At 31.7% G+C, this 21,434-nt stretch carries 16 protein-coding genes; 4 read left to right on the top strand and 12 right to left on the bottom strand.

Annotated elements, in window-relative coordinates:
- Window positions 1-162: 162 nt before the first annotated feature.
- On the bottom strand, window positions 163-1,875 hold the full coding sequence (locus tag AB1282_RS12805; RefSeq protein WP_429899253.1) for a glycosyltransferase family 4 protein: 1,713 nt from the start codon (window positions 1,873-1,875) through the stop codon (window positions 163-165).
- Window positions 1,872-2,969: a CotS family spore coat protein gene (locus AB1282_RS12800; RefSeq protein ID WP_429899251.1), complete on the bottom strand. Its 1,098-nt coding sequence runs from the start codon at window positions 2,967-2,969 to the stop codon at window positions 1,872-1,874. The genes AB1282_RS12805 and AB1282_RS12800 overlap by 4 nt, the downstream gene beginning before the upstream one ends.
- A gap of 294 nt (window positions 2,970-3,263) precedes the next feature.
- Here AB1282_RS12800 and AB1282_RS12795 point away from each other — a divergent pair, with 294 nt between their 5' ends.
- Window positions 3,264-4,238, top strand: a complete 975-nt coding sequence (locus tag AB1282_RS12795) for an NAD-dependent epimerase (protein WP_429899250.1) — start codon at window positions 3,264-3,266, stop codon at window positions 4,236-4,238.
- 124 nt (window positions 4,239-4,362) lie between these two features.
- Here the strand turns inward: AB1282_RS12795 and AB1282_RS12790 are convergent, their stop codons facing one another.
- Window positions 4,363-5,643 carry a helix-turn-helix domain-containing protein gene (locus tag AB1282_RS12790; protein WP_056473958.1) on the bottom strand — a complete coding sequence of 427 codons (1,281 nt, stop codon included), beginning with the start codon at window positions 5,641-5,643 and terminating at the stop codon, window positions 4,363-4,365.
- 402 nt (window positions 5,644-6,045) lie between these two features.
- Here AB1282_RS12790 and AB1282_RS12785 point away from each other — a divergent pair, with 402 nt between their 5' ends.
- From AB1282_RS12785 to AB1282_RS12775, 3 genes are read left to right on the top strand one after another with little or no spacing between them, the layout of a single operon-like run.
- On the top strand, window positions 6,046-7,608 hold the full coding sequence (locus AB1282_RS12785; RefSeq protein WP_429899249.1) for a spore germination protein: 1,563 nt from the start codon (window positions 6,046-6,048) through the stop codon (window positions 7,606-7,608).
- Between the two features lie 25 nt (window positions 7,609-7,633).
- Window positions 7,634-8,737, top strand: a complete 1,104-nt coding sequence (locus tag AB1282_RS12780; RefSeq protein WP_429899247.1) for a GerAB/ArcD/ProY family transporter — start codon at window positions 7,634-7,636, stop codon at window positions 8,735-8,737.
- The gene (locus tag AB1282_RS12775; protein ID WP_429899246.1) at window positions 8,724-9,878 is read left to right on the top strand and encodes a Ger(x)C family spore germination protein; all 1,155 of its coding nucleotides are present in this window, start codon (window positions 8,724-8,726) and stop codon (window positions 9,876-9,878) included. Before AB1282_RS12780 ends, AB1282_RS12775 begins: the two co-directional genes overlap by 14 nt.
- A gap of 168 nt (window positions 9,879-10,046) precedes the next feature.
- Here the strand turns inward: AB1282_RS12775 and AB1282_RS12770 are convergent, their stop codons facing one another.
- From AB1282_RS12770 to AB1282_RS12730, 9 genes are all read right to left on the bottom strand, one after another.
- Window positions 10,047-11,093 carry a CotS family spore coat protein gene (locus AB1282_RS12770; RefSeq protein WP_429899244.1) on the bottom strand — a complete coding sequence of 349 codons (1,047 nt, stop codon included), beginning with the start codon at window positions 11,091-11,093 and terminating at the stop codon, window positions 10,047-10,049.
- Between the two features lie 702 nt (window positions 11,094-11,795).
- Complete coding sequence (locus tag AB1282_RS12765; protein WP_429899243.1) at window positions 11,796-12,893, bottom strand: GerAB/ArcD/ProY family transporter; 1,098 nt, start codon at window positions 12,891-12,893, stop codon at window positions 11,796-11,798.
- 9 nt (window positions 12,894-12,902) lie between these two features.
- Complete coding sequence (locus AB1282_RS12760) at window positions 12,903-14,027, bottom strand: Ger(x)C family spore germination protein (RefSeq protein WP_429899241.1); 1,125 nt, start codon at window positions 14,025-14,027, stop codon at window positions 12,903-12,905.
- A 52-nt stretch (window positions 14,028-14,079) separates the two neighbouring features.
- A complete protein-coding gene (locus AB1282_RS12755; RefSeq protein ID WP_429899240.1) occupies window positions 14,080-15,651 on the bottom strand; it encodes a spore germination protein in 1,572 nt (523 codons plus the stop codon).
- Between the two features lie 355 nt (window positions 15,652-16,006).
- Window positions 16,007-17,488, bottom strand: a complete 1,482-nt coding sequence (locus AB1282_RS12750) for a sodium:solute symporter family protein (RefSeq protein WP_429899238.1) — start codon at window positions 17,486-17,488, stop codon at window positions 16,007-16,009.
- A 1-nt stretch (window position 17,489) separates the two neighbouring features.
- Window positions 17,490-17,687 (bottom strand): DUF3311 domain-containing protein, encoded by a 198-nt coding sequence (locus AB1282_RS12745; RefSeq protein WP_429899237.1) that lies wholly within the window; start codon window positions 17,685-17,687, stop codon window positions 17,490-17,492.
- Window positions 17,688-17,706: 19 nt separating this feature from the next.
- Window positions 17,707-18,900 (bottom strand): M20 family metallopeptidase, encoded by a 1,194-nt coding sequence (locus AB1282_RS12740; protein WP_429899236.1) that lies wholly within the window; start codon window positions 18,898-18,900, stop codon window positions 17,707-17,709.
- Window positions 18,901-19,074: 174 nt separating this feature from the next.
- Window positions 19,075-20,376 carry a hypothetical protein gene (locus AB1282_RS12735; protein WP_056473940.1) on the bottom strand — a complete coding sequence of 434 codons (1,302 nt, stop codon included), beginning with the start codon at window positions 20,374-20,376 and terminating at the stop codon, window positions 19,075-19,077.
- A gap of 230 nt (window positions 20,377-20,606) precedes the next feature.
- Window positions 20,607-21,401, bottom strand: coding sequence for an alpha/beta fold hydrolase (locus tag AB1282_RS12730; protein ID WP_429899234.1), 795 nt, complete (start codon window positions 21,399-21,401; stop codon window positions 20,607-20,609).
- Between the last annotated feature and the right edge of the window lie 33 nt (window positions 21,402-21,434).

Genomic DNA, 21,434 nt, shown 5'->3' with positions numbered 1-21,434 from the left:
CATTAAGCTGTGTTATTACAAAGTGTTAGTAGTATAAACCGCTCTCGTCTGAAACCCCTCATCAATAAATAATTTCCAAACTAAAAAAGGCTATCTCAAAAGTATTTAAACTGATGAGACGGCCTCTTTTTATTTAGACATATTCCTCAAAAATATGATTTTTTATCGATATCTGTTTCTATGCACTTCAGTTACGCTAGGAATTTTCTTTAATCTAAATGGTTCTGATTTAACATTATTAGATAGATTGTTAGCCCTATTTTCTACTCTACTTACTTCATTTGCATATGGTCTTTCGTTTAGGTTTGAATATGAGCTTGCATTATTTACGACCTGATCAGTTACTCTTCTAATTCGTCTTAATACTCTTGGATTCGTATTAACTGAAAATTCTTCCGTTACTTTTGTGACTACATTTTCTTTAGGAACTGATTTTGCTTTCTCTACTAAGATTTCTAGCATTTCTCCAATAGAATTGATTTCGGACTGAGTTACTGGTTTTGGTACTTCTACTATTGATTCAGTAGTTGGTTTTATTTCTACAGTTGGTTCGATTACTTCAATGATTTCTGTCGTCGGTTGTTCGTTTACTTCAATAATTTCTGTCGTCGATTGTTCGTTTACTTCAGATACACTATTATTAGCTACATTCAACTGTGAATTTTGTACTGCAGTTTTAAATAATTTTTGAGGCTCATATTGTTCTAATAGTTCTGGTGAAATAGATGAAGCATATTCAGTTTGGCTCCATGTAGATAGAATTTCATTTGCTACACGACTCCATAAATACTTAGTAACTGCAAGTTCTCTACCTTTTATTCCCATATTCTTCATAAGCGTTTTGTTTGATAATATTTCTGTGATTTTGGTAGCGAATTCATCTGGATCCACTGGATTTTCTACGATTAATCCATTCTCACCTGGTATAATGACTTCAGGATTACCACCTCGAGCAGTTGTTACAATTGGAAGTCCAGCTGCCATCGCTTCATAGTGAACCCTTGCAAGAGGCTCTTGCCATAATGAAGTACATACAAATAAATCTGCTACTGCAAACCAGTTGTGAATTTCAAAAGGTGATACAAACCCTGTTGTAATAATCGGCACATCTTGCTTTTTGGCGATTGCACGAATATATGCTACATAGTCTGTAACATTATTTTGACTAAACCAATTGCTTCCTACGATGACTAAAGCTAAATCCTTGAAGGTTTTTGAAAGTGTTGGCAATGCTCTTATTAGACGGTCTACACCTTTGTTTTCTGAAAGTCTTCCTGCAAATAAAATAACCGTTTTATTTTCTAAACCAAATTCTTTTCTAAGTGTGTCTCTTGTACTAATCATTTTAGGATCATTACCAGGTAAGAAACGGTCAGAATCAACACCTGAGTAGATCGTTCTGATTTTATTTGCACTTTGAGGATAAAGTTCACGAATTACATTTCCTACATAATCACTTACTGTAACGATACTTGAAACTTCTTCTAATACTAAATTCGCTTCATCAACAGCTATTTTTCCAATATTAAACATATCATTATGCATACTTAAAGTGATTTTTGAATTTGGTGCTACTTTTCTAATCGGAAGGACAAGTCGTGGTCTGTTAAAAATGTGGATTAAATCAAATTGATTTCCTTTAATATATTCAACTACACCTTCACGATACAGTTCTAATACTTTCCCAGGCACACGTACATAATGTACACCGTCGATTGTTTCTTCATCTGGTAATGATGGGTCATTAACACCTAATACTGTTATATCGTGTACTTTACTTAAATAAGGTAAACTTCCTGCAATATAAGTCTGAATCGCACCACCTAAAACTGGAGGTACTGGTAGGTTTTCTGTACATACCATTAATATTTTCATTCTTTTCCACTCCAGTCGTTGCGAACCTCATTCAATGTTGCCCACTTTGACTGCTCTAAGTCAACGATTGATTGAATTAATTGTTTAGTCGGTTCACCTAAAAATAATTCTGGTTCATAAAGTACTTCTTTAATGTTTTTATAAAATTCATTTGGCATTGTAAAATCAATCATTAATACTTCATATAATTCTTTAGAAATTGGATTTGCTTCGTGATATGCGTTAATCATTTCCCTTACCCATGTAGCATCCCAAGCGAATAAATCGGACATTGTACCAGATATCAGTTTTCTAAGATCACGAATTGGCAAATCATATGCAACTCCGTCTAAATCAATAACCCACATTCCATTTGGTCCCATTTGACCATTTGACCAGCCGTAATCTTGGTGAACTAGGCCCCAACTTGCATTTCCTTCATTCACCATATTAAAGTAACCCGAATTGTTTAGGTCTTCCATACTCTTTCTTGCTTGTTCTTGAAATAGATCTACTACATTTAATAAATCCTGACTAGCTGGCATTTCATCATAAGCCAAGGCAATTGTTCTAAACCAATTCATTTTGTTATATACCTTTTCATAACTTTTAGGCCATTTGTGCAGTCTTGAAGCAATTTCTGCTTGAATCGGTGGTACATAGCCTTTACTTAAACGATGAAACTCACCAAGCGCATAACATAACTGCTTAGCACCTTCTAAGTCTTTAGAAACTGGAGCCAACTCTTCAATCCATTCTGCAACGAACCATAGCTTTCCACCAGCTTCTACATATTCTTCGCCATCTCTAGTTCGAACAATGCTTGGAACTCTAGCCTGTTGAACCTCAACTAAATACTTCTGAGCCCCTAAACTAAACATACTTCTAGTAGGTCTTCTGTGTAAAAGCTTAAAACTTTTTGGACCATCGTTTGTTTCAATTTTCCAAATCGCTCCGCCTTTGTCAGCTTTTGTTGTAATTACTTGCATACTATTTACTTGAAGGTCATAAAATTTAAGTACTTCAAGCCCAATTTTTTCAATATATTCGGGCACATAGAATTCATCATGAATAAGCTCATCGACAATCCATGGCTCAATTATTATATTATTCAATTTCTCCCTCCTACTTTTTAGAGCCCATAAAAAAATTCACATTTCTTTTTCATGAAATGTAATAAATCATTGCTTATCTACTCTTATTGCTCTAAGTGTATTAAGACCTAATGTAATAATATGATTTTGTCCAAGTATTGTGAGGGTATATGTGTATTCTATTAAAAAAGTATTTTCCCTAAACTAGTTATATACATATTTATAAATGTATTCGAACTTTGTCGTTTTCTCCAACATATGATATTCCAACTCTTGTTAGATAAGGAGGTTTTTAACATTAAAAAAGCTAATACTATGCGCATCTTTATTACCGGATGTGCCGGATTTATTGGATTTCATCTAAGCAAGCGCCTATTAGATCAAGGTTTTCAGATCATTGGAATTGATAATATTAATGATTACTATGACAGACGTCTAAAATATGATAGATTGGAACTTTTAAAGAAATACGAGCATTTTAGTTTCATAAATGGCTCAATTCATGAAATGGAACTATTAGAAGAGCTATTCGCACAATATAATTTCGATCTAGTCATTAATCTAGCAGCACAGGCTGGAGTGAGATATAGTTTAGAAAATCCAGGGTCATATATCCAATCAAACCTTGTAGGTTTTGCCAATATATTAGAGAGTTGTAAAAATCATCAAATTAAACACCTCATATATGCCTCTTCTAGTTCTGTTTATGGAAATAATAAAAAAACTCCCTCTTCAATTAATGATCGAGTTGACCAACCAATTAGTTTATATGCAGCCACAAAAAAATCAAATGAATTAATGGCATATTCATATAGTCATACGTTTAATCTACCTACTACTGGATTGCGTTTTTTTACGGTCTATGGACCATGGGGTAGACCAGATATGGCATTATATAAATTTGCTAATTCAATTACTAACGGACAACCAATAGATGTTTATAATTATGGAAATATGAAACGAGATTTTACTTATATTGATGATGTAGTTGAATCAATTGTAAGAATCATTAAAAATGGACCACCAAATGAATCTTCCTCGTTTTATAAACTTTATAATATTGGTAACAATAGCCCAGTGAAATTAAACTATTTTATTGAAGTTATAGAAAAGGAACTTGGCATAAAGGCAAATATCCGATTATTGCCGATGGTTACAGGAGAAGTACTTGAAACATATGCCGATATTGATCAACTCGTAAATGACATTCAGTATAGTCCAACTACTTCGATTGAGGACGGTATTGCTAAATTCGTTAAATGGTTTAAGGAGTATAAAAAGATCGACTAATAACTTATGTAAATAAAGTTACAAATGAAAATAACCACAAGGATTAATATTCCTTGTGGTTTATTTGTCTAATCTAAAAATAATTTTCAGCTATTGCTGTTTAATGACAAAAAAGAAGCCCAGTTTAAGGGCTCACTGCATATAAATTATTCGACTGGTTCCGATCCTCACTTAACATTTGAATATAATCTTCATTTAATTGATCTGTTAAATGTTCTCTATAGTGCCAAATTGATAATAAGCATTGTTTAAATTTTTCAATTATACCTACATTTTTAACTTTTCTAGCTACCTTTATTAAATCATTTAGTCCTTCAATATATTGCTTATTTTCACATTTTAAAAGTGATTGTGCGTAACAGAAATCCAAATACAATTGTTGTTTATACAAGTTTGTACTATATGCCATTTCATTAATTACTTTTTCATTTTGATTGATTAAAACTAAAGCATCTTCTAATCTACCTAATTTTACATAGGATTCTATAATTCTCGGAATACCTACATATAAATCATCTCGATCTTTTATCCAATCATAGTATTCATCAACATAATGTAACTCACCAAAATCAAGGAATGTAACATAACGATTACCGATCGCAGCCTCTTCAAAAAAATCATTAATCTTTTTATATTTCTTTATTATTTCAAGCACTTCATCTATTGAACTACTTAACCTATTTAAAGCGAAGCCTTGGTATACTAATGCATATCCAAAATGTTTTTGATTCTTTGCCATTTTTTCTAATCGTTTTGAATAATGGAGGACCTTGTCCCATTGTTTTAACATATAGTAAGTAGCCGTAATCCATAAGATTGTTAATTCCTGAAAATCATCCGGCATATAGCTCACGTATTCTAGTACATGGACAAGAGTAGCTGGTCCTTCCTCTGTTAACCTATTTAAATAGTACTTTCTAAAATAACTAATAGCGACTTCTTCTGCTGTTTGATCTGGCATGTCATGAATAATGATTTCATACAAAGGTAATGCCTCTTTCTCCTTCCCTTCAGAAAATAACTTTTCAGCAATCTCAAATAAATTTTGTAAATTTTTCGTCCGTATTGTCTTAGATTTTTCCTCTAACATTTCAGAAATGATAAAGTTTAACTCTTTTTTAAATCCCTTTATAGCACATTTATAAATAAACGCTACACTTCTTCGTTTATCTAAATATCGATTCTGATTAAAGCATAATTGTGTATAGCTCGAGTAAAAATGTCCTTCTGCCAAACCGAACGCTTCTGTAATTGCATCTAAATAATGCAAAGATAATGGTTTTTTATTATTAAATACTCTACTAATATCACTAATATGGATTCCAGAATATTTAGCCAAATCAGCTTTATTCCAATTTTTGTCATTCATTAATGTAAGAAAATCATATAGAAGTATCTGATTCATCGGCTTTCCTCTCATACTTGGTAATAATTTATTTCAATTTTTCGTTTCCAACCTTTTGTCTAGATAAAAAAATGGACAACTAGGTATTATCACACATATTCTAATAGGTTTATTATACTATTTTGCAGTTTTTTTAAAATAGGAAATATTCAATTATTTAATTAAAATTAATTAATTATTTAAAAGCTGTTTTATCCCCTTCTGCATGCTTTTCCTATAATGGGAAATAATACCTTTATCATTTATTAAAATTTTACCTGAGGATGATTAAATGTTGAAAAAGATTATTTCATTAATACCTGAGTATCCCATTTTCATTCAAGCTTTTGTTACCTTTATCGTTCCTGTAGGTTTATCAAAATTTTTCAAATGGGTTCATTATATGGAGAAAGAGTGATTTAAATGAAGCGGTGGAGATCCAAAATTAATCAGGAAAATGAGGACTCTCTAAATAATGAAGCTCAAAATAATGATGAGAATTTGTCCGATGAACTCCAAGTAAACCTGTCTCGGATTTTTAATGATATTGGACAAAATTCTGATGTTAAATTTAGAGAATTTCTATTAGGTGAAACAGATATTCAACTAGCAATCATTTTTATTGATGGCTTATCTAATGCCGACTTAATTCAAGTGCATATTCTGGGCGAATTAATGACGGGACTTACTGACATTGCCATCAATCAAAGAAATAATGGGCAATCTCTAAATCTAAAAGACATGAAAAGATTTATTAAAGAGCAATCTCTCACTGTTTGTACAATTGAAGAGGTCAGTACTTATAAAAAATTAAAATCAGATGTTCTATTTGGTTCAATTGCTTTGTTAATAGATGGTATTTCTGAATGTTTTTTGATAGGAGAAGCATTAACGAAAACTAGAGAAGTAAAAGAACCTGATTCTGAGGCACTTGTTCGTGGTCCAAGACTTGGCTTTGTTGAAAATTTAGCTGATAATACAGCCATGTTAAGACGCTCTGGAAAAAATCCAGATTTAACAATGTTAGGCTATGAAGTCGGAGAAGTTTCAAAGAAACAATTAGTGATAGCATACATCTCAACGATTGCGGATTCAAAAATTATTGAAGAAGTAAAAAAGAGAATTAAACGAATTGAAATTGATAGCGTTCCCGATTCTGGTTATATCGAACAATTAATAGAAGATGATTATTTAAGCCCTTTTCCTCAGATTCAAAGTACCGAACGACCTGATCGAGTTATGAGTGCATTAATGGAAGGGCGGGTTGCCATTATATTAGATGGTTCACCATTTGTGCTAATTGCTCCTGTAACTTTTCAGATGTTAATACAATCTCCTGAGGACTATTATGAAAGATGGTTTGCAGCAACTTTAGTTCGATTATTACGATATTTAGCTTGTTTTATTGCATTGTTTGCTCCATCTTTATACATTGCATTTATTTCGTTTCATCAAGGCTTAATTCCGACAAAATTAGTATTTCATATAGCAGCCACTAGAGGTGGAGTGCCATTTCCTCCGTTAATTGAAGCACTAATAATGGAAATCTCGATCGAAGTATTAAGGGAAGCCGGACTTCGTTTACCAAAACCGATTGGGCAATCTTTAGGAATTGTAGGAGGATTAATTATTGGTCAAGCCGCAGTTGAAGCAGGTATTGTCAGTACAATTATGGTTATTGTCGTTGCAGTAACGGCAATCTCCTCATTTACATTACCACAATATAATGTAGGAATTGCCCTTCGTTTGCTACGTTTTTTATCCATGCTTTTTGCGAGTGTTTTTGGTTTATATGGAGTCATATTATTTTTCCTATTAGTATGTAGTCATTTAGTTCAACTCAAAAGCTTTGGTGTCCCTTACCTTAGTCCCGTTGGTCCAGTTCGATTTAGTGATTGGAAAGATTTCGTCGTAAGAGCTCCACTATTTATGATGAAAAATCGTCCAAAAAGCATTCAAGCTAAGAGAACTAGAAGGATGAAATAGCATAAGAAAGGAGGAGTACTAGATTATGATTTCAAAACCTATTGATCAGATATCGACGAATCAAACTGTAATGCTCATCGTAAATTTTATTTTTGGTGCAGGTATTTTAATTTTACCAAGAAGTGTTACTGACAAAGTAAAAACTCCAGACGGTTGGATTTCCGTTATCATATCCGGCTTACTTATTACCCTTTTAGCCTTTTTATTAGTTATGCTGTGTAAACAATATCCAAACGAAACATATTTTCAATTCACTCAAAAGATAATTGGTAAATGGCTAGGTATTTCATTAAGTATCCTTATCATCATCTATTATATTTGTCTTTCAGCTTTAGAGGTTCGGGTAATGGCAGAAACGACTAGATTGTTCTTACTTCAAGGTACTCCTAATTGGGCTATTCTAATTCCATTTTTGTGGGTTGGTTTATATTTAGTTCTAGGTGGAATTAACCCAATCGCTAGAATTTTGGAAATTATTTTTCCAATCACTGTATTTTTCTTTCTATTAGTTATTTTTTTAGGAATCGGAATTATTGAAATTGATAACTTACGTCCTGTATTAGGTAATGGCATTAAGCCTGTTCTTAATGGACTCAAAACAACTTCACTTTCTTTTTCAGGTTTTGAAGTAATTTTATTTATTTATATGTTTATGAAGGATAAAACGAAAATATCTAGAACAATTATGTTCGGAATAGGTATTCCATTTATTTTTTATACGATTACGGTTGTTGCAGTAGTAGGTGCTTTCTCAGTAGACGGTGTTTTATTGCAAACTTGGCCAGTACTTACTTATATTCGTAGTTACGATATACAAGGTCTATTTGTAGAAAGATTTGACTCATTACTTTTAGTTATTTGGATTATGCAAATTTTTGGTACATTTATCATTGCATTTTATATTTGTAGCCTTGGAATGGCTCAAATTTTTAATAAAAAAAGTATTAAACCGTTTCTCTTTGGTACATTACCATTTATTTACATTATTGCAATGATTCCTAAAGATATAAATCAAACTTTTGTACTGGGTGATACAATCGGCAATGCTGCTTTTTATTTATTTGGTATCGTCCCTCTTCTCTTACTCGTAATTTCTTTTGTGAGGAAAAAATTAAATGAGAAAATGTAGAATTTTTATCATTTCAATTTTCAATATAAGTTTCTTAATTTTATTATCAGGGTGCTGGAGTAGCAAAACAATCGAGGACTTAAATATTATAGTCGGATCTTCTTTAGACAAAGATGATGATGGAAAAATAAAATCCACCCTACAATATGCCGTCCCTGAGGCAATGACTACAAAATCAGGTGGAGGAGTTCCTACAAAACCTTATATAAATGTAATCGGAGAAGGCATTTCGTTAGAACCTTCTGGATGGGAAACAACTTTAAGTAGGGAAGGATACATTTTTGGAGCGCATCAAAAATGTGTTGTCATTAGTGAAGAACTTGCTAGAGAAATAAACCTACGTGAGCTTACTGATTTATATTTTCGCGATATTGATATTCGTGGGAGTACGTTAATTTTTATAGCAAGAGGCAATGCCAACCAAGCGTTAGAAACAAAAGAACAAAATATCATCCCTTCATTACGAATTGTTGAAATTGCTAATGAAGCATCAACTTCAGAAATTGTCAGTAAAACACCGTTAATTAGAATAGGTGGATTAATGAACTCTGGTTCTAGCTTTCTCCTACAATTATTAGAACCTACAGATAAAGGTGTTAAATTTTCAGGTGGTGCAATTTTTAATGGTAAGAAAAATAAAATGATTGGTACCTTAAATACACAAGAAGTAGAAGGGATTAATTGGATTACTGCCGGGGGGAAAGGCGGCGCAGTTAAGGCTTATACAAAAAAATCGAATGGTCCGACTTGGTTTCAAATTGAATCGATGAAAAGTAAGGTGACACCTCATATAAAAGGTGACAGAATTACTTTTGATGTAAGAATTGAGTCAGAAGGCAGAATCTCAGAATATTGGAATCCTAAATTAAGACCTTTATTTGATGAGAAAGTTGTTTTAGGCATTGAAAAAGCAACTGAACAGGAAGTTACAAAAATAGTAGAAAATGTAACAAATAAACTTCAAAATGAATATAAAACAGATGTTGCTGGATTTGGAAACGAAGTAAGAATTCAATATCCAAAAAAGTGGAAAAAAATGAGTAAGAATTGGGATGAACGATTTAGTAAAGCTAAAATAAACTACGATGTTCATATTACGATCAGAGACTATGGAATGATTGGTAAGAAAAAAAATAAATAAAGAAAACTCTACGATTGGCAAGCCTTTATGCGAAGACAGAGGCGTAGTTGCACTTATACTTAGTTCCTAAAATTGGCAACTACGTCGAGTTTCCTTCTCCGCTGCCAATTTATAATTTCTTAATGTGTAAAAGATAAAGCTCGAATCCATAAATTAAGGATTTGAGCTTTATCTTTTTAGGTTATCGCCATAAGGTGCTTCATTTGTCTGTAAGAAGACAGTTGAAATTACTCTATCCTTACTTATTTCCAATGTAATGATTTTTTTCATTTTTGAAACTAGACTAGAATCAACACCTGTCATTTCTATATTTTCGAAATGTGCCGAAAATATGTCATAAAATAAATGAGGAAATAATAAATCAGCTTTTAGAAACTGGTACTGCAAACATGCTAACGGATTGTTTTCATGATATGCGATGATTATTTTCTTCATTAATTTTGGATTCCAATTTTTTTCTTTTTTCATTACAATATTTAAAATTCTTCTCATATCATGAATCGGCAATTCGATTTTTAACGAACTCATATTTAAGAAATATAAATTCCCGTCTTCTCCAATTACGAGATCGTTTACATCAAAATTCTGATAGCATAATGTTTTCGAGGTCTCTTCTACTACTTCAGCAATATATTTATCAATTATTGCTAAAGCTTTTTCACATTGTATTAAAACCGAATTTATATTTTTTAAAAACAGCTTATCGATTTCATTTTGATGCTTTATTTTAGCTCGTTCTTCTTTCCATTTTGTTAATGTTAAAAATTTAGTTTGTAAATCATTTTTCCAATATGATTGAATGGATGAAACTTGCTCATTTGTTAATTCTATGCCGATTGAAGCTTTATGAAAAGAAGCAATCCCATTCATCAGCAGAATAAGATCTTCTTCACTTTCAAAATTTGGTCTCCTCCCATTAACAGCTTCAAATAACATAAAATATTCATCTTTTATTTTTACAAAACCGTCACCTAATTTGGTTGTTAATACCTCTGGTGTAAATACGCCATTATCTCTTAGGTAATCGATTGCATAGATCATAAATTCAAAATATCTTTCTTCAATTAAAACTTTCTTCAATAATACTTCACCGATATTTGTATCAATGGGCCATTCAGCTTTTTTTTCATCCATGTATTCTAAAGATTTATGTTTTACTTCTATAGGGTAATTTGCAATTACTTTTTTTACTAAATCACTAAAAAAAGCGTCCAAAAAAGATACCTCCCAAATAATACTTATCCATTGTTAATCTATGAATATGTACATGTTTAGAGACGGCTAATCTACTAAATAAATTAGGAAGTAAATTATTTTCTACTAATAAAGTCTTACATTCTTTACTAAATCTTTAATTAGTTACTTTCTATTACAGTTTACTTTTAAATTCCTAATAAATTACAACAAAAATTCAATATTTTCTTAAGTGTTTAAATGCTTTTTGAAATAATAATTGATGATTATAATTGATGCTTTTTAAGCACTTATTACACGTGTACAAATAAAAAGTAATATTGTCATGTATACCCAATTATCGTAAAGGGGGATGTACGGGGTTGATTTCCACTTCAGTGCGCTCGCTTTCCATGGGGCATCCTGTAGTGGAAAACAACAAGAGATTACTTTCTTAATTGACAACTTTATTATTCATAATGACACTTAAATTATAAGAGTAAAACCACCTCGAATTTCTAATAATACTCATAAAAAGGAGTGTTATGGTTGAAAGAAATATTGATTTTTGTTTTGTTATCATTTTTTTGTTTCTTGTTATTTTACGGGCTTACATTATTGCAAGGATTTGATTTGCATTATTTAATTTTAGCGATTTCTTATAATAAAGTTGGTTTTATGACTCTTGATAAAATTTTATTTGTTTATTTCATTCTCTATTTTGGTTTAACAATGTTAGTGAAACTAAGAAAGAGATAACTTTTTTTGAATCTTTAAAGTCACGAATAAAATGAATGGCAAAATAATTTGAAATGGCACATGAAGATATTTAGGGACTAAATCAAGTCCTATGTGAACATGCTGTGCATATGAGACAGTAGTGAAAATACTAAAACAGATAATAATAATTCCGATTAAAAAAGTTATTAACCAGTTTTCTTTTAAACGAAATATTTCCATCGTCCCTACAACTGCCCCAAAAAATAAAATTGATATTTTAATAAAGCCTAAAATTACAAATACAATTACCGCTAGTGATTCTAATCTAGTAAAAAAGTCTCCAATGTTAATTAATGATACACTAGAAAGGACTGGGTAAGTTGAAGCTTTAAAAATAATTTCACCTAAATTTGCAATATGTATGATTGTCGATATGATTAGAAAGAGACCCGCATAAATCATTGCTAAATAGCTCATTTTATGTACATTTTTTGGTTGTTCATAATGTTGCAGCAATAATAAAAATACGATTGATTCTCCAAATGGAAAAGTAATAGTAGTTGGAAATACTGATTTTAAAACTGGTTTCCATCCATATTCAAGGAAAGGTTTTAAATGGGAAAAATTTAAAAATCCAGTTAATAATTGTGAGAAAATGAGTATAAAAACCATAATACCACTTAATAAAAAACAAACCCAAACAGTCCTTGCAAAGCTTGTAAAGCCATGCATCACAGTATAAATTAAGAGAAACATCATTAACATGGAAATTGTAAATAATCCTGTATTATCTAATGCAACCGTTAAAATAAGCTCTGCAAAATCTCTCATCACTCTCGATGCAATATATATACAATAAACAACATATAACACCCCAATGAAGTTGCCGATGTATTTTCCCCAAGCTGTTTGTAAACACTTAATTAGTGAATTAGAAGGGTTATTTTTATATATCCCTAAATATAAGCTTAATAAGATTAATCCACAAAAAAGACTGATCAAGATTGATAACCAAGCATCTCTTCCAGCATCCTTTGCAGGGTCAACAGCTACAGCACTTCCTATTAAGTAAATTGCTAATAAACTAAATAATTGCTCTGAATTAAATTTCATATTCTGCATTGCATCACCTTATTTCTTCTTCATAATAACAGGGTCCCCTAATAAGCCACTGCGTTTAATAATGACAGTAGTTTTCACATTTACTTTTGCTTTTGCGAAATCTTCTGCCCAATGGTTTTTAAGTTGTTTCCATTTTTTAGGATCATTTGTATGAATCATATCTCCGAAACCAAAGACATCACTTTTATAGTTTTGAGCTGATTTAATACTATGCTCAATCTGTTGTTTGACTACTTTAGCAGCTTGTTTTTCAATCTTCATTAAATCTTGAACACTTTCAATATTTACCGAACAACCAGTTTCATCAAGTAATGTAAGCAGAGTATTATCAATATGAATAATTGGAATATTCCCCTTAACCTTTACATTCGTTTTTATTTTTTGAGCATGTAGACGAAGTGAACTATATTTATTATTTCCACATGGCACTGCAAAATTAGTTTGTTTAATTTTATCCAAAACCATTAAGATGCCTCTTACATCGCGTCCGGAGATCCAACCAGCTAGTTTATTATTTCGAAACAGAGCTAAATCATCAATTTTAGTTTGGGCTGGCTCCATCGTTTGTAAATTTGTTAACGTATTTTTTTCTTTATTCTCGTTAACAATTTCAACTCCACTAATCGCAATCTCTTTCCCTGAATAGGTAAGATCTTCTCCTAATTCAAATACATTAGGATTTACACTTTCTCCTAATGAAAAATTAACATTCTGTAATTTTGAAACCATTTCTGCTGAAGAAACTTTATTTATAGGTGTCATCGTATTTAATATTTGTTCAGCCGTTGAATTTTTAGCTACAAGAACAGACATAAAAGCAGAGACCCTTGGTTCTCGAATAATAGCGTCCACTATTTCTTCTATACCGTGCTTTGCTGCGTTCTCCCCTATTACCGTTAGGCCAACATGCGTAAAATCTTTGTTCTTCGTAATTTTTTTTCCTGCTTCTCGAATTGCTTCTGATAGTGTTTTCCCTTTACTTGTATAAAGAATCACCGGTGAAGAATTGCCACCACCATTTTGTCCGGTAGCTAATTCAGTTGGATTAATAACTTGTAATGTAACCTTAAAATTAGAATCGTCAGTCCAATCGACACCTAATCCTGTAATAAATGAAATTTTATTTAACTCCATATAATTACTACATCCTGTTAGTAACAATACAAATGACATTAACAACTTTATTTTAAGATTTCGTTTCATTATCTTCACCGTTTTTAGTTTTTTGTTGTTTTTTTGACCGAGTTGAATCTGGAACAAAATCTTTACTTGAAGTCTTCAAATTTTTCCAAGGTAAACGGATAAAATTATCTTCATTATCTCTAATTGATAATGGAGATATTGGCATTAAGTATGGCACTCCAAATGAATCGATTGTATTTAAATGAACTAGCCAAAATAAAAACATTAATGCGATTCCATACAATCCAGCAACTCCTGCACTTAAAATAAATAAATATCTGAGTAATCGTGCAGATGCAGCAACACTGTAATAAGGAAGAGTAAAACTTGAAATACCAGTTATCGAGACAAAGATAATCATTGCAGTAGATATAATTCCCGCTTGTACAACAGCTTGACCTATTACTAGTGCGCCAACAATTGCTACGGTTGATGCAAGTACTCTTGGGCTACGAATACTAGCTTCCCTAATAATTTCAAAAGCGAATTCCATTAGTAATAACTCAACGATCGCAGGAAATGGTACACTTTCTCTTTGCGCTGCAAGACTAACTAATAATGGTGTTGGGATCATCGAACGATGGTGTGTAATTAGCGCAAGATACAATGCCGAAACTAATAATGATGTAAAAAAAGCTGTAAATCTTAAAAATCGTAGAAAGGTTCCAACTATATATCGTTGATTATAATCATCAGGAGATTGGAAGAACATTGGTAAAGTAGCTGGAAGTACTAACCCCATTGGACTACCATCTACAATAATTCCAATTTTTCCTTCTAATAAATTTGCAGCAACTACATCAGGTCTTTCACTGTCCAAGACAGTTGGAAATGGACTAAAGGGTTTTGATTCAATTAAATATTCAATATTTATTGATTCTAAAACACCATTAACTTTGGAGTTTTTTAATCTTTCTTTTAAAGTATGCAAAATATCTTGATCAACCTTGTCATCAATATAAGAAATGACTACACTCGTATTCGTAACATCACCAACTTTAATCATTTCCATTTTAAATTGAGCACTTCGAAGTCGATAACGAAGTAGCGACATATTCGTTGCGATTGATTCAGTAAAACTATCTTTTGGACCACGAATAATTGTTTGCGCAGTCGATTCTGAGACTGAACGGAATTGCCCACTTTTTGTATCAATTAGCAATACTTTAAGCTGATTATCAATAAAAATCGCTGTGTCACCATTTAACACCGCCACCATTATGTTATTCCATTCATTTTCAATTTTAACTTGTGGAACATCAAACGTATTTTCTTTCATTTCATTGAAAAAATTAAGATCACTTAAACAGTCTAAATTCGTGTTTTTCCATCTATTAAGAATTGGTTCAACGATAAATTGACTAATCGTGTCACCATTAGAAATACCTTGCAAATGAATTAAAGCCATTTTTCTTTTTTTGGTTTCTCCAACCTCAAACTCTCTAACGATTAAATCAGCACAATATTGCAATTCACTATTTATATTTTTTAAATTTTTTTGTAACTCGGATGATAAAACAACTGGAGCTTTAACTTCCTTTGATTGTTTACTTCTCTTTGGATATCCCAATCGCATATCAATCACCTAATTAATTTATTTATTATTATTTAAAATTTGTTAAATGTAGAAAAATTATGCTATTTATTACCAATTTTTTAAACAAGCGTATAATATAGTGAAAAATAACCTTATTTATTTAAAATTTAGTAAACGTTTCAAATCAACAAAGTTCATTTTTTATTATGCTTTCTAATTTTCTTGTACAAATTTCTTAGGGGGTATTCTATTAGTCGTTCTAAAAGCTAAAAAGAAAATCAAAGGTAAAACTTAAGATGACATTTTGAAGGATTTAGAAATTCAATAATCAACTTTATAGAATAATAGAAAACGTCGGATCAATAGAACCGACGTTTTTCTTCCTATATACGTCTTATTGCTCAACTAATTTATCAATTCGCTTATTCGATGACATACTATTTCTTGTAATAAGACTAACAGTAACCATTACTAGCGCATTAATAATTAGTGCAATAATCCCTACATTTAAGTCTTTCACTACTTGTGGAAGGTGAGGAAAAGCTTGAGCAAAAGTCTTTTCACCTAAATCAAAAATTGAAACAATAACACCACCAAATATAATTCCAGTTATAGCGCCCTGCTTTGTTACAAAGTTCTTATTCATTAAACTTAAGAAAAATGGCGGAGCAAGCTGCGTTATAAAATTATACGCCACAATTGCAATACTAAATAAAGAACTACCACCTTTAAAAGTAAAATATAATCCAATTAAAGTAATAAAAGGAACAATTAATTTTATTAGTTTTGTAATATGTACTACTGATTTAGTAGGGACAATTACTTGGTATATATTTTTAACAAATAATGTGGATATTACCATTAGAATCAAAGAAGCAGGTACTAATGCAGCTAATACCCCTGTTCCACCTATTAAACCGACGAACCATGGATCAAAAGTCTTTTTCGAAAGAAGTAATAATATTTTGTCACTATCACTTCCTTGCAACCCTTTAATTTGTAAGATTGCTGCAAATCCCACGAAAAAAGCAAATAATAAAATTAACTGATACAAAGGCATTATGATTGCGTTTTTTCTTAAAACCTTTGCATTTTTTGCTGCAAAAATAGGTGGAAATGAATGAGGCCACATATACATCCCAATCCCACTTAATATAATAGTAGAAATATACCAAGTTAAATTCATCCCATGTTCTGGTAGGATTGTAAAGTTTGGCTTTGCTTGTTCAATAGCCTGATACATCGGCTTAATACCGCCATAAAAATGAACTGGAAAATAAATACCTAAAAATAAAATGATAGCAAGAATTAAAATATCCTTTAAAACAGAAGTCCATGCTGAACCATGAATTCCTGATAGCATGACGAATATAGTAACCCCGAGTGCGCCAAATAAAATAGCCATTTTTGAAGAAATAACTCCATAAGATGTAATCTCAACGATATAGCCTAGGCCTTTAAGTTGTAATACTAAGTAGCAAAATAAAGCCACGATTCCAACTATAGCAACAAGTACTCCAAGAATCGGACTACCGTATTTCTTCGCCATAAAATCTGACTGAGAAATTAGTTTATGTTTTTTAGAGTATTTCCAAATCTCAGGAAAAGCCCAATAAGATATAATTGATGCAATACACCCGTAAGATACGATACTAAATATGGAACCACCTTCACCGTATGCTGAGCCACTTGCACCTAAAAAGGTAAAGGTTGTATACATTTCGCCAGCTGATAATAAAAAGATGAAAAGCGTTCCCATTCCCCGGCCACCAACAGACCATTGTTCTAAGTTCATTTCTTTACCTTTTTTTGACCATATACCAATAATGATGGAAACAGCGAAAAATAAGAATATAAACAATGTTCCAGTATTCATATTATATTTCCTCCTCTTTATTCGCAGGATCAAAAAAATAAATTAAAGTTAAACATACTGTGGTTAGTAATGACCATAGTACGATTGAGAAATGGAAAAATGGCATACCAAGTACGTAAGGAGTAACTTTATTCGAAAACAACGCACCTATTACAAAACCAATAATCGGAATAAAACCAAGTAAATAGATTTTTTTCATCCTCTACTCTCCTTAATTTTTAATTATTTAATATGTTAATAGCTCCTTGAACAAATATCTTTATTCCATCTTTTAAAGCCCTCTCATCAATATTAAATTTTGGATGATGATGCGGATACACTATTCCTTCCTCCTCATTTCTTGCACCTACAAAAAAATAAGTCCCAGGAACTTCATTAAGGAATGCTGAAAAATCTTCACTTCCCATCATTGGTTTAATTAATTCACGATTTTCTTCTCCAACTATTTCACAGACGGTTTTATCGATTAAGCTAGTTATTTCATTATCATTTATGACCGGTGAGTATCCGAGATGGTATTCAATCTCATACTTTGCACCATGAGCATCTGTAATACCTTTTACTATTTGCTCGATTAACATTGGTATCTGATTGCGAACTTCAGGTTTGAAGCTCCGAACTGATCCACCAATTTTAACACTGTTAGGGATAACATTTATTGCTGTCCCGCCATTAAATTGTGTTACTGAGATGACAGCTGTATCGATTGGATCGAGTTTTCTTGACACAATATGCTGTATATTTGTGACAACTTGGGTTCCAATCAGAATTGGATCAATTACTTGATTCGGCTGTGAAGCGTGTCCACCTTCACCGATTATTGTAATTTTAAATTGATCTGCACCTGCCATAATGGGCCCATAATTTAATCCAATTTTTCCAGTTTCCATATTACTCACTAAATGTGCCCCAATAATCAGATCAACTCCATCAAGTACACCTGCATTTACCATTTCAATTGCACCACCAGGTGGTAATTCTTCAGCATGTTGGAAAATAAAACGAACCTCACCTTTTAATTGATTTTTAAAGCTACAAAGTAGTTTCGCAGCTCCTAAAAGCATTGCAGTATGCCCATCATGACCACATGCATGCATTATGCCATCCTTTTTAGAACTAAATTCAATTTTAGTTTCTTCTTGTATTGGGAGTGCATCCATATCTGCTCGAATTGCAAGTACTTTTCCTGGATGAATCCCTATTAATCTAGCAACAACACTAGTCTTTGTTGGTCTAGAGATTTCTAAGCCTCCAAATGAATTTAGTTGATCGTACACAAATTGAGCAGTATTTTCTTCTTGAAATGATAACTCTGGATTTTCATGTAAATATCTTCTCCACCCAATCACTTCATCATTAATCGAACTAACTACATCATCTAATTTTAATTCAGAAAAAACATCATACATCATCACTACACCTCCGAGATTAATTCAAATTTATTTAAGGAATATTTTCGGTCTTTTTCCTTATATATCGATTTTATTATCTGAAAACGGTTTCTTCAATAACTTTTTGTTAAAAATTCAAAATATTAATAATATTTAATGCTCACAAAAAAAATAAACACTCCAAATTTGGAATGCTTATTTAAAACGATATATTTTACTGGGTCTCCCACGGTAAGATAAAGATTCCTCACCTATACATTCTAATAATTCGACTTCACATAAATCTGCTACAATACGTCTAGCATTCCGTTCTGTCATTTTAAGCTGTTCAGCTAGATTTTTTGTCGTAAAATCCTTCCATGCCATTCTTTTAATTAAGTTCTCGATTTTATGATATGTCTTTACACTAATATTTCCTAATTTAAGCTTTTGCAATAGCTCTTGGTCATTTGTACGGTATGCATAAGTCATCTCTTCTTCACGACCAAGTGACTCAATAATTTCGCCATTCTCTTGTACAATTATTATTTTTCGTTCATGCATCTCTTTTGACTGCTGAATTGATTCAATTGCATTTTTCTCTGCAGAATAAACAGTCTCACCAAAACCAATACCTACAGAAATTTTAGCATCCGATTCTAACGATAACTGCTCGAGCGTATTTTCTAGCAGATGAATCTCTCGTTCAATTGCACCTCTAGAACTATAAATCAAATATTTACCATATCCCTTTTCAATCAGTGAGCCATTTAATTGTTCGCAAAGTGTTAAAAGTACATCTTTCATTCGAAGTTCGATATGCTGTAAATGATAAGGTGATTTTGATTTCTGTATAATGCTCTCAAAATTTTCAATTTCAATTAACTCTACTCCAATTTGAGAGTCTTTAAAATAAAGAGCTTTCACTTTCTCTGTTAGGAGTCTTAATGTATGCTTAATATCAACACTACTAGTAGAGATCCATTCGACTGGAATATCGCGCTTTTTTAATTCCTGATAAATGAATGGAAAATTAGTCAATGCACCTTCTGTTTTATCGGAATCCCATAACTCAATATGAAATTGTAATAATTCCTCTAAATCAATCTGTTCTTCTTCAAACTGTTTGATATAAAACTGATCAAATGACTCATTTAATTGCTCTAAAGCATCTTCTAACAAATTAGAATACGTTGGCATATCGATGCTTAATTGATTAATTAACCCACCAGTACTATACATGATATTTAACAAACTTTTATAAGCCGAAGATTCTGTATGAGGAATATATAATAATTTTTCTTTTGAATGTAGGATTTTTTTTGCAATATTGTATGGCAATTGCCCCGAAAAAAGCCAGACATCTACATCTCGGTCATGTTTTTTTACAATTTCTTTTGTTTCAACAGGTTCATCATATGAAAATGGAAAAAATTCCAATTCATGTTCATATTCTTTAGTAAAACTTAATATTCGCTCCAAAGACCACTCTGGGCCAACAAGACCAATACGATACATTATTACACCTACCAATTACTCTAATTTTATAGGGGATTAAGTTTTCATATAGCTAATTTATATATAATTAATCTTAACAGTATCTCACTATAAATTACCATGATATTTAGAAATTGCTTGTGCAAAAAAAAAAAAGATCTTTTGACTAAGATCTTTTTCATTTCCTTTTAAAAAGGTTTCTTTTAGAAGGTCTTTTTAATCATTTTTCTTTTACTTTAATTTTTCCGTACTTAAAACGAACTTAAAAAATCCTTCATTTCATTAACTAATTCTTCAGGTGACTCATACATGCTCATATGTCCTGCACTGTTTAAAGTAGCAGTTTTAATATTATCTTTTTTTACCGAAAAAGTCTTTTCAGTTGGTATAATCTGATCGTCTTTACCTGCAAGTAAAAGTACAGGTAAACTTGTATCGTTAAGGACATAATTTCGGTCGGGTCTATTTTTCATGCTTATTAAGGCATTGACCGTGCCATCGACTGAAGTTTTATACCCAATTTGCTTTGCCAAATCTATTTCTGCACTATTGACTTGAATATTTTTTGGAGAGAAAAGTTTAGGAATTAATCCGTCCACTACGTTTTTCACTCCTTCATTTTTTACTTTTTCACTAGTTGCTACTCTACCTTTTTTTGCTTCTTCACTATCCGGATAAGCAGTAGAGTGGATTAATGAAAATCCATTTAAGTAATTTGAATATCTTTGAGCAAATGCAAGTGTAATATAGCCTCCTAATGAGTGGCCAAACAATGTTATTTGCTTAATGTTTAGTTGATCAAGTAAATCTTTCAACACATCTGCATAATCTTCTATTGAATGCTCTTCTTTTATAGCTGTAGAGTCTCCATGTCCTGGTAAATCAATTGCGATCACGCGATAGTCTTCAGATAGCTTTGGAACTACTTTTTCCCAATATTCATGACTTCCCATAAAACCATGAATTAAAACGATTGGCTTCCCTTTGCCTTGTTCCTTATAAGAAATTGATAAATTTTCAAGTTCAACTTTACTATTAATGATCATTCAACTCCATTCGAGAATTTTAAAAGAATCTTA

This window comes from Gottfriedia sp. S16(2024) (genome assembly GCF_050473765.1).
GTDB lineage: Bacteria > Bacillota > Bacilli > Bacillales > Bacillaceae_G > Gottfriedia.
This window is presented reverse-complemented; position numbering and strand designations above follow the sequence as displayed.

Bases quoted from the DNA above. Each gene is read 5' to 3' on its own strand.
- AB1282_RS12730 (WP_429899234.1), bottom strand. From the start codon at position 21,401: ATGATCATTAATAGTAAAGTTGAACTTGAAAATTTATCAATTTCTTAT.
- AB1282_RS12735 (WP_056473940.1), bottom strand. From the start codon at position 20,376: ATGTATCGTATTGGTCTTGTTGGCCCAGAGTGGTCTTTGGAGCGAATA.
- AB1282_RS12750 (WP_429899238.1), bottom strand. From the start codon at position 17,488: ATGAATACTGGAACATTGTTTATATTCTTATTTTTCGCTGTTTCCATC.
- AB1282_RS12765 (WP_429899243.1), bottom strand. From the start codon at position 12,893: ATGCAGAATATGAAATTTAATTCAGAGCAATTATTTAGTTTATTAGCA.
- AB1282_RS12780 (WP_429899247.1), top strand. From the start codon at position 7,634: ATGATTTCAAAACCTATTGATCAGATATCGACGAATCAAACTGTAATG.
- AB1282_RS12775 (WP_429899246.1), top strand. From the start codon at position 8,724: ATGAGAAAATGTAGAATTTTTATCATTTCAATTTTCAATATAAGTTTC.
- AB1282_RS12805 (WP_429899253.1), bottom strand. From the start codon at position 1,875: ATGAAAATATTAATGGTATGTACAGAAAACCTACCAGTACCTCCAGTT.
- AB1282_RS12760 (WP_429899241.1), bottom strand. From the start codon at position 14,027: ATGGAGTTAAATAAAATTTCATTTATTACAGGATTAGGTGTCGATTGG.
- AB1282_RS12755 (WP_429899240.1), bottom strand. From the start codon at position 15,651: ATGCGATTGGGATATCCAAAGAGAAGTAAACAATCAAAGGAAGTTAAA.
- AB1282_RS12795 (WP_429899250.1), top strand. From the start codon at position 3,264: ATGCGCATCTTTATTACCGGATGTGCCGGATTTATTGGATTTCATCTA.
- AB1282_RS12790 (WP_056473958.1), bottom strand. From the start codon at position 5,643: ATGAATCAGATACTTCTATATGATTTTCTTACATTAATGAATGACAAA.
- AB1282_RS12785 (WP_429899249.1), top strand. From the start codon at position 6,046: ATGAAGCGGTGGAGATCCAAAATTAATCAGGAAAATGAGGACTCTCTA.
- AB1282_RS12745 (WP_429899237.1), bottom strand. From the start codon at position 17,687: ATGAAAAAAATCTATTTACTTGGTTTTATTCCGATTATTGGTTTTGTA.
- AB1282_RS12740 (WP_429899236.1), bottom strand. From the start codon at position 18,900: ATGATGTATGATGTTTTTTCTGAATTAAAATTAGATGATGTAGTTAGT.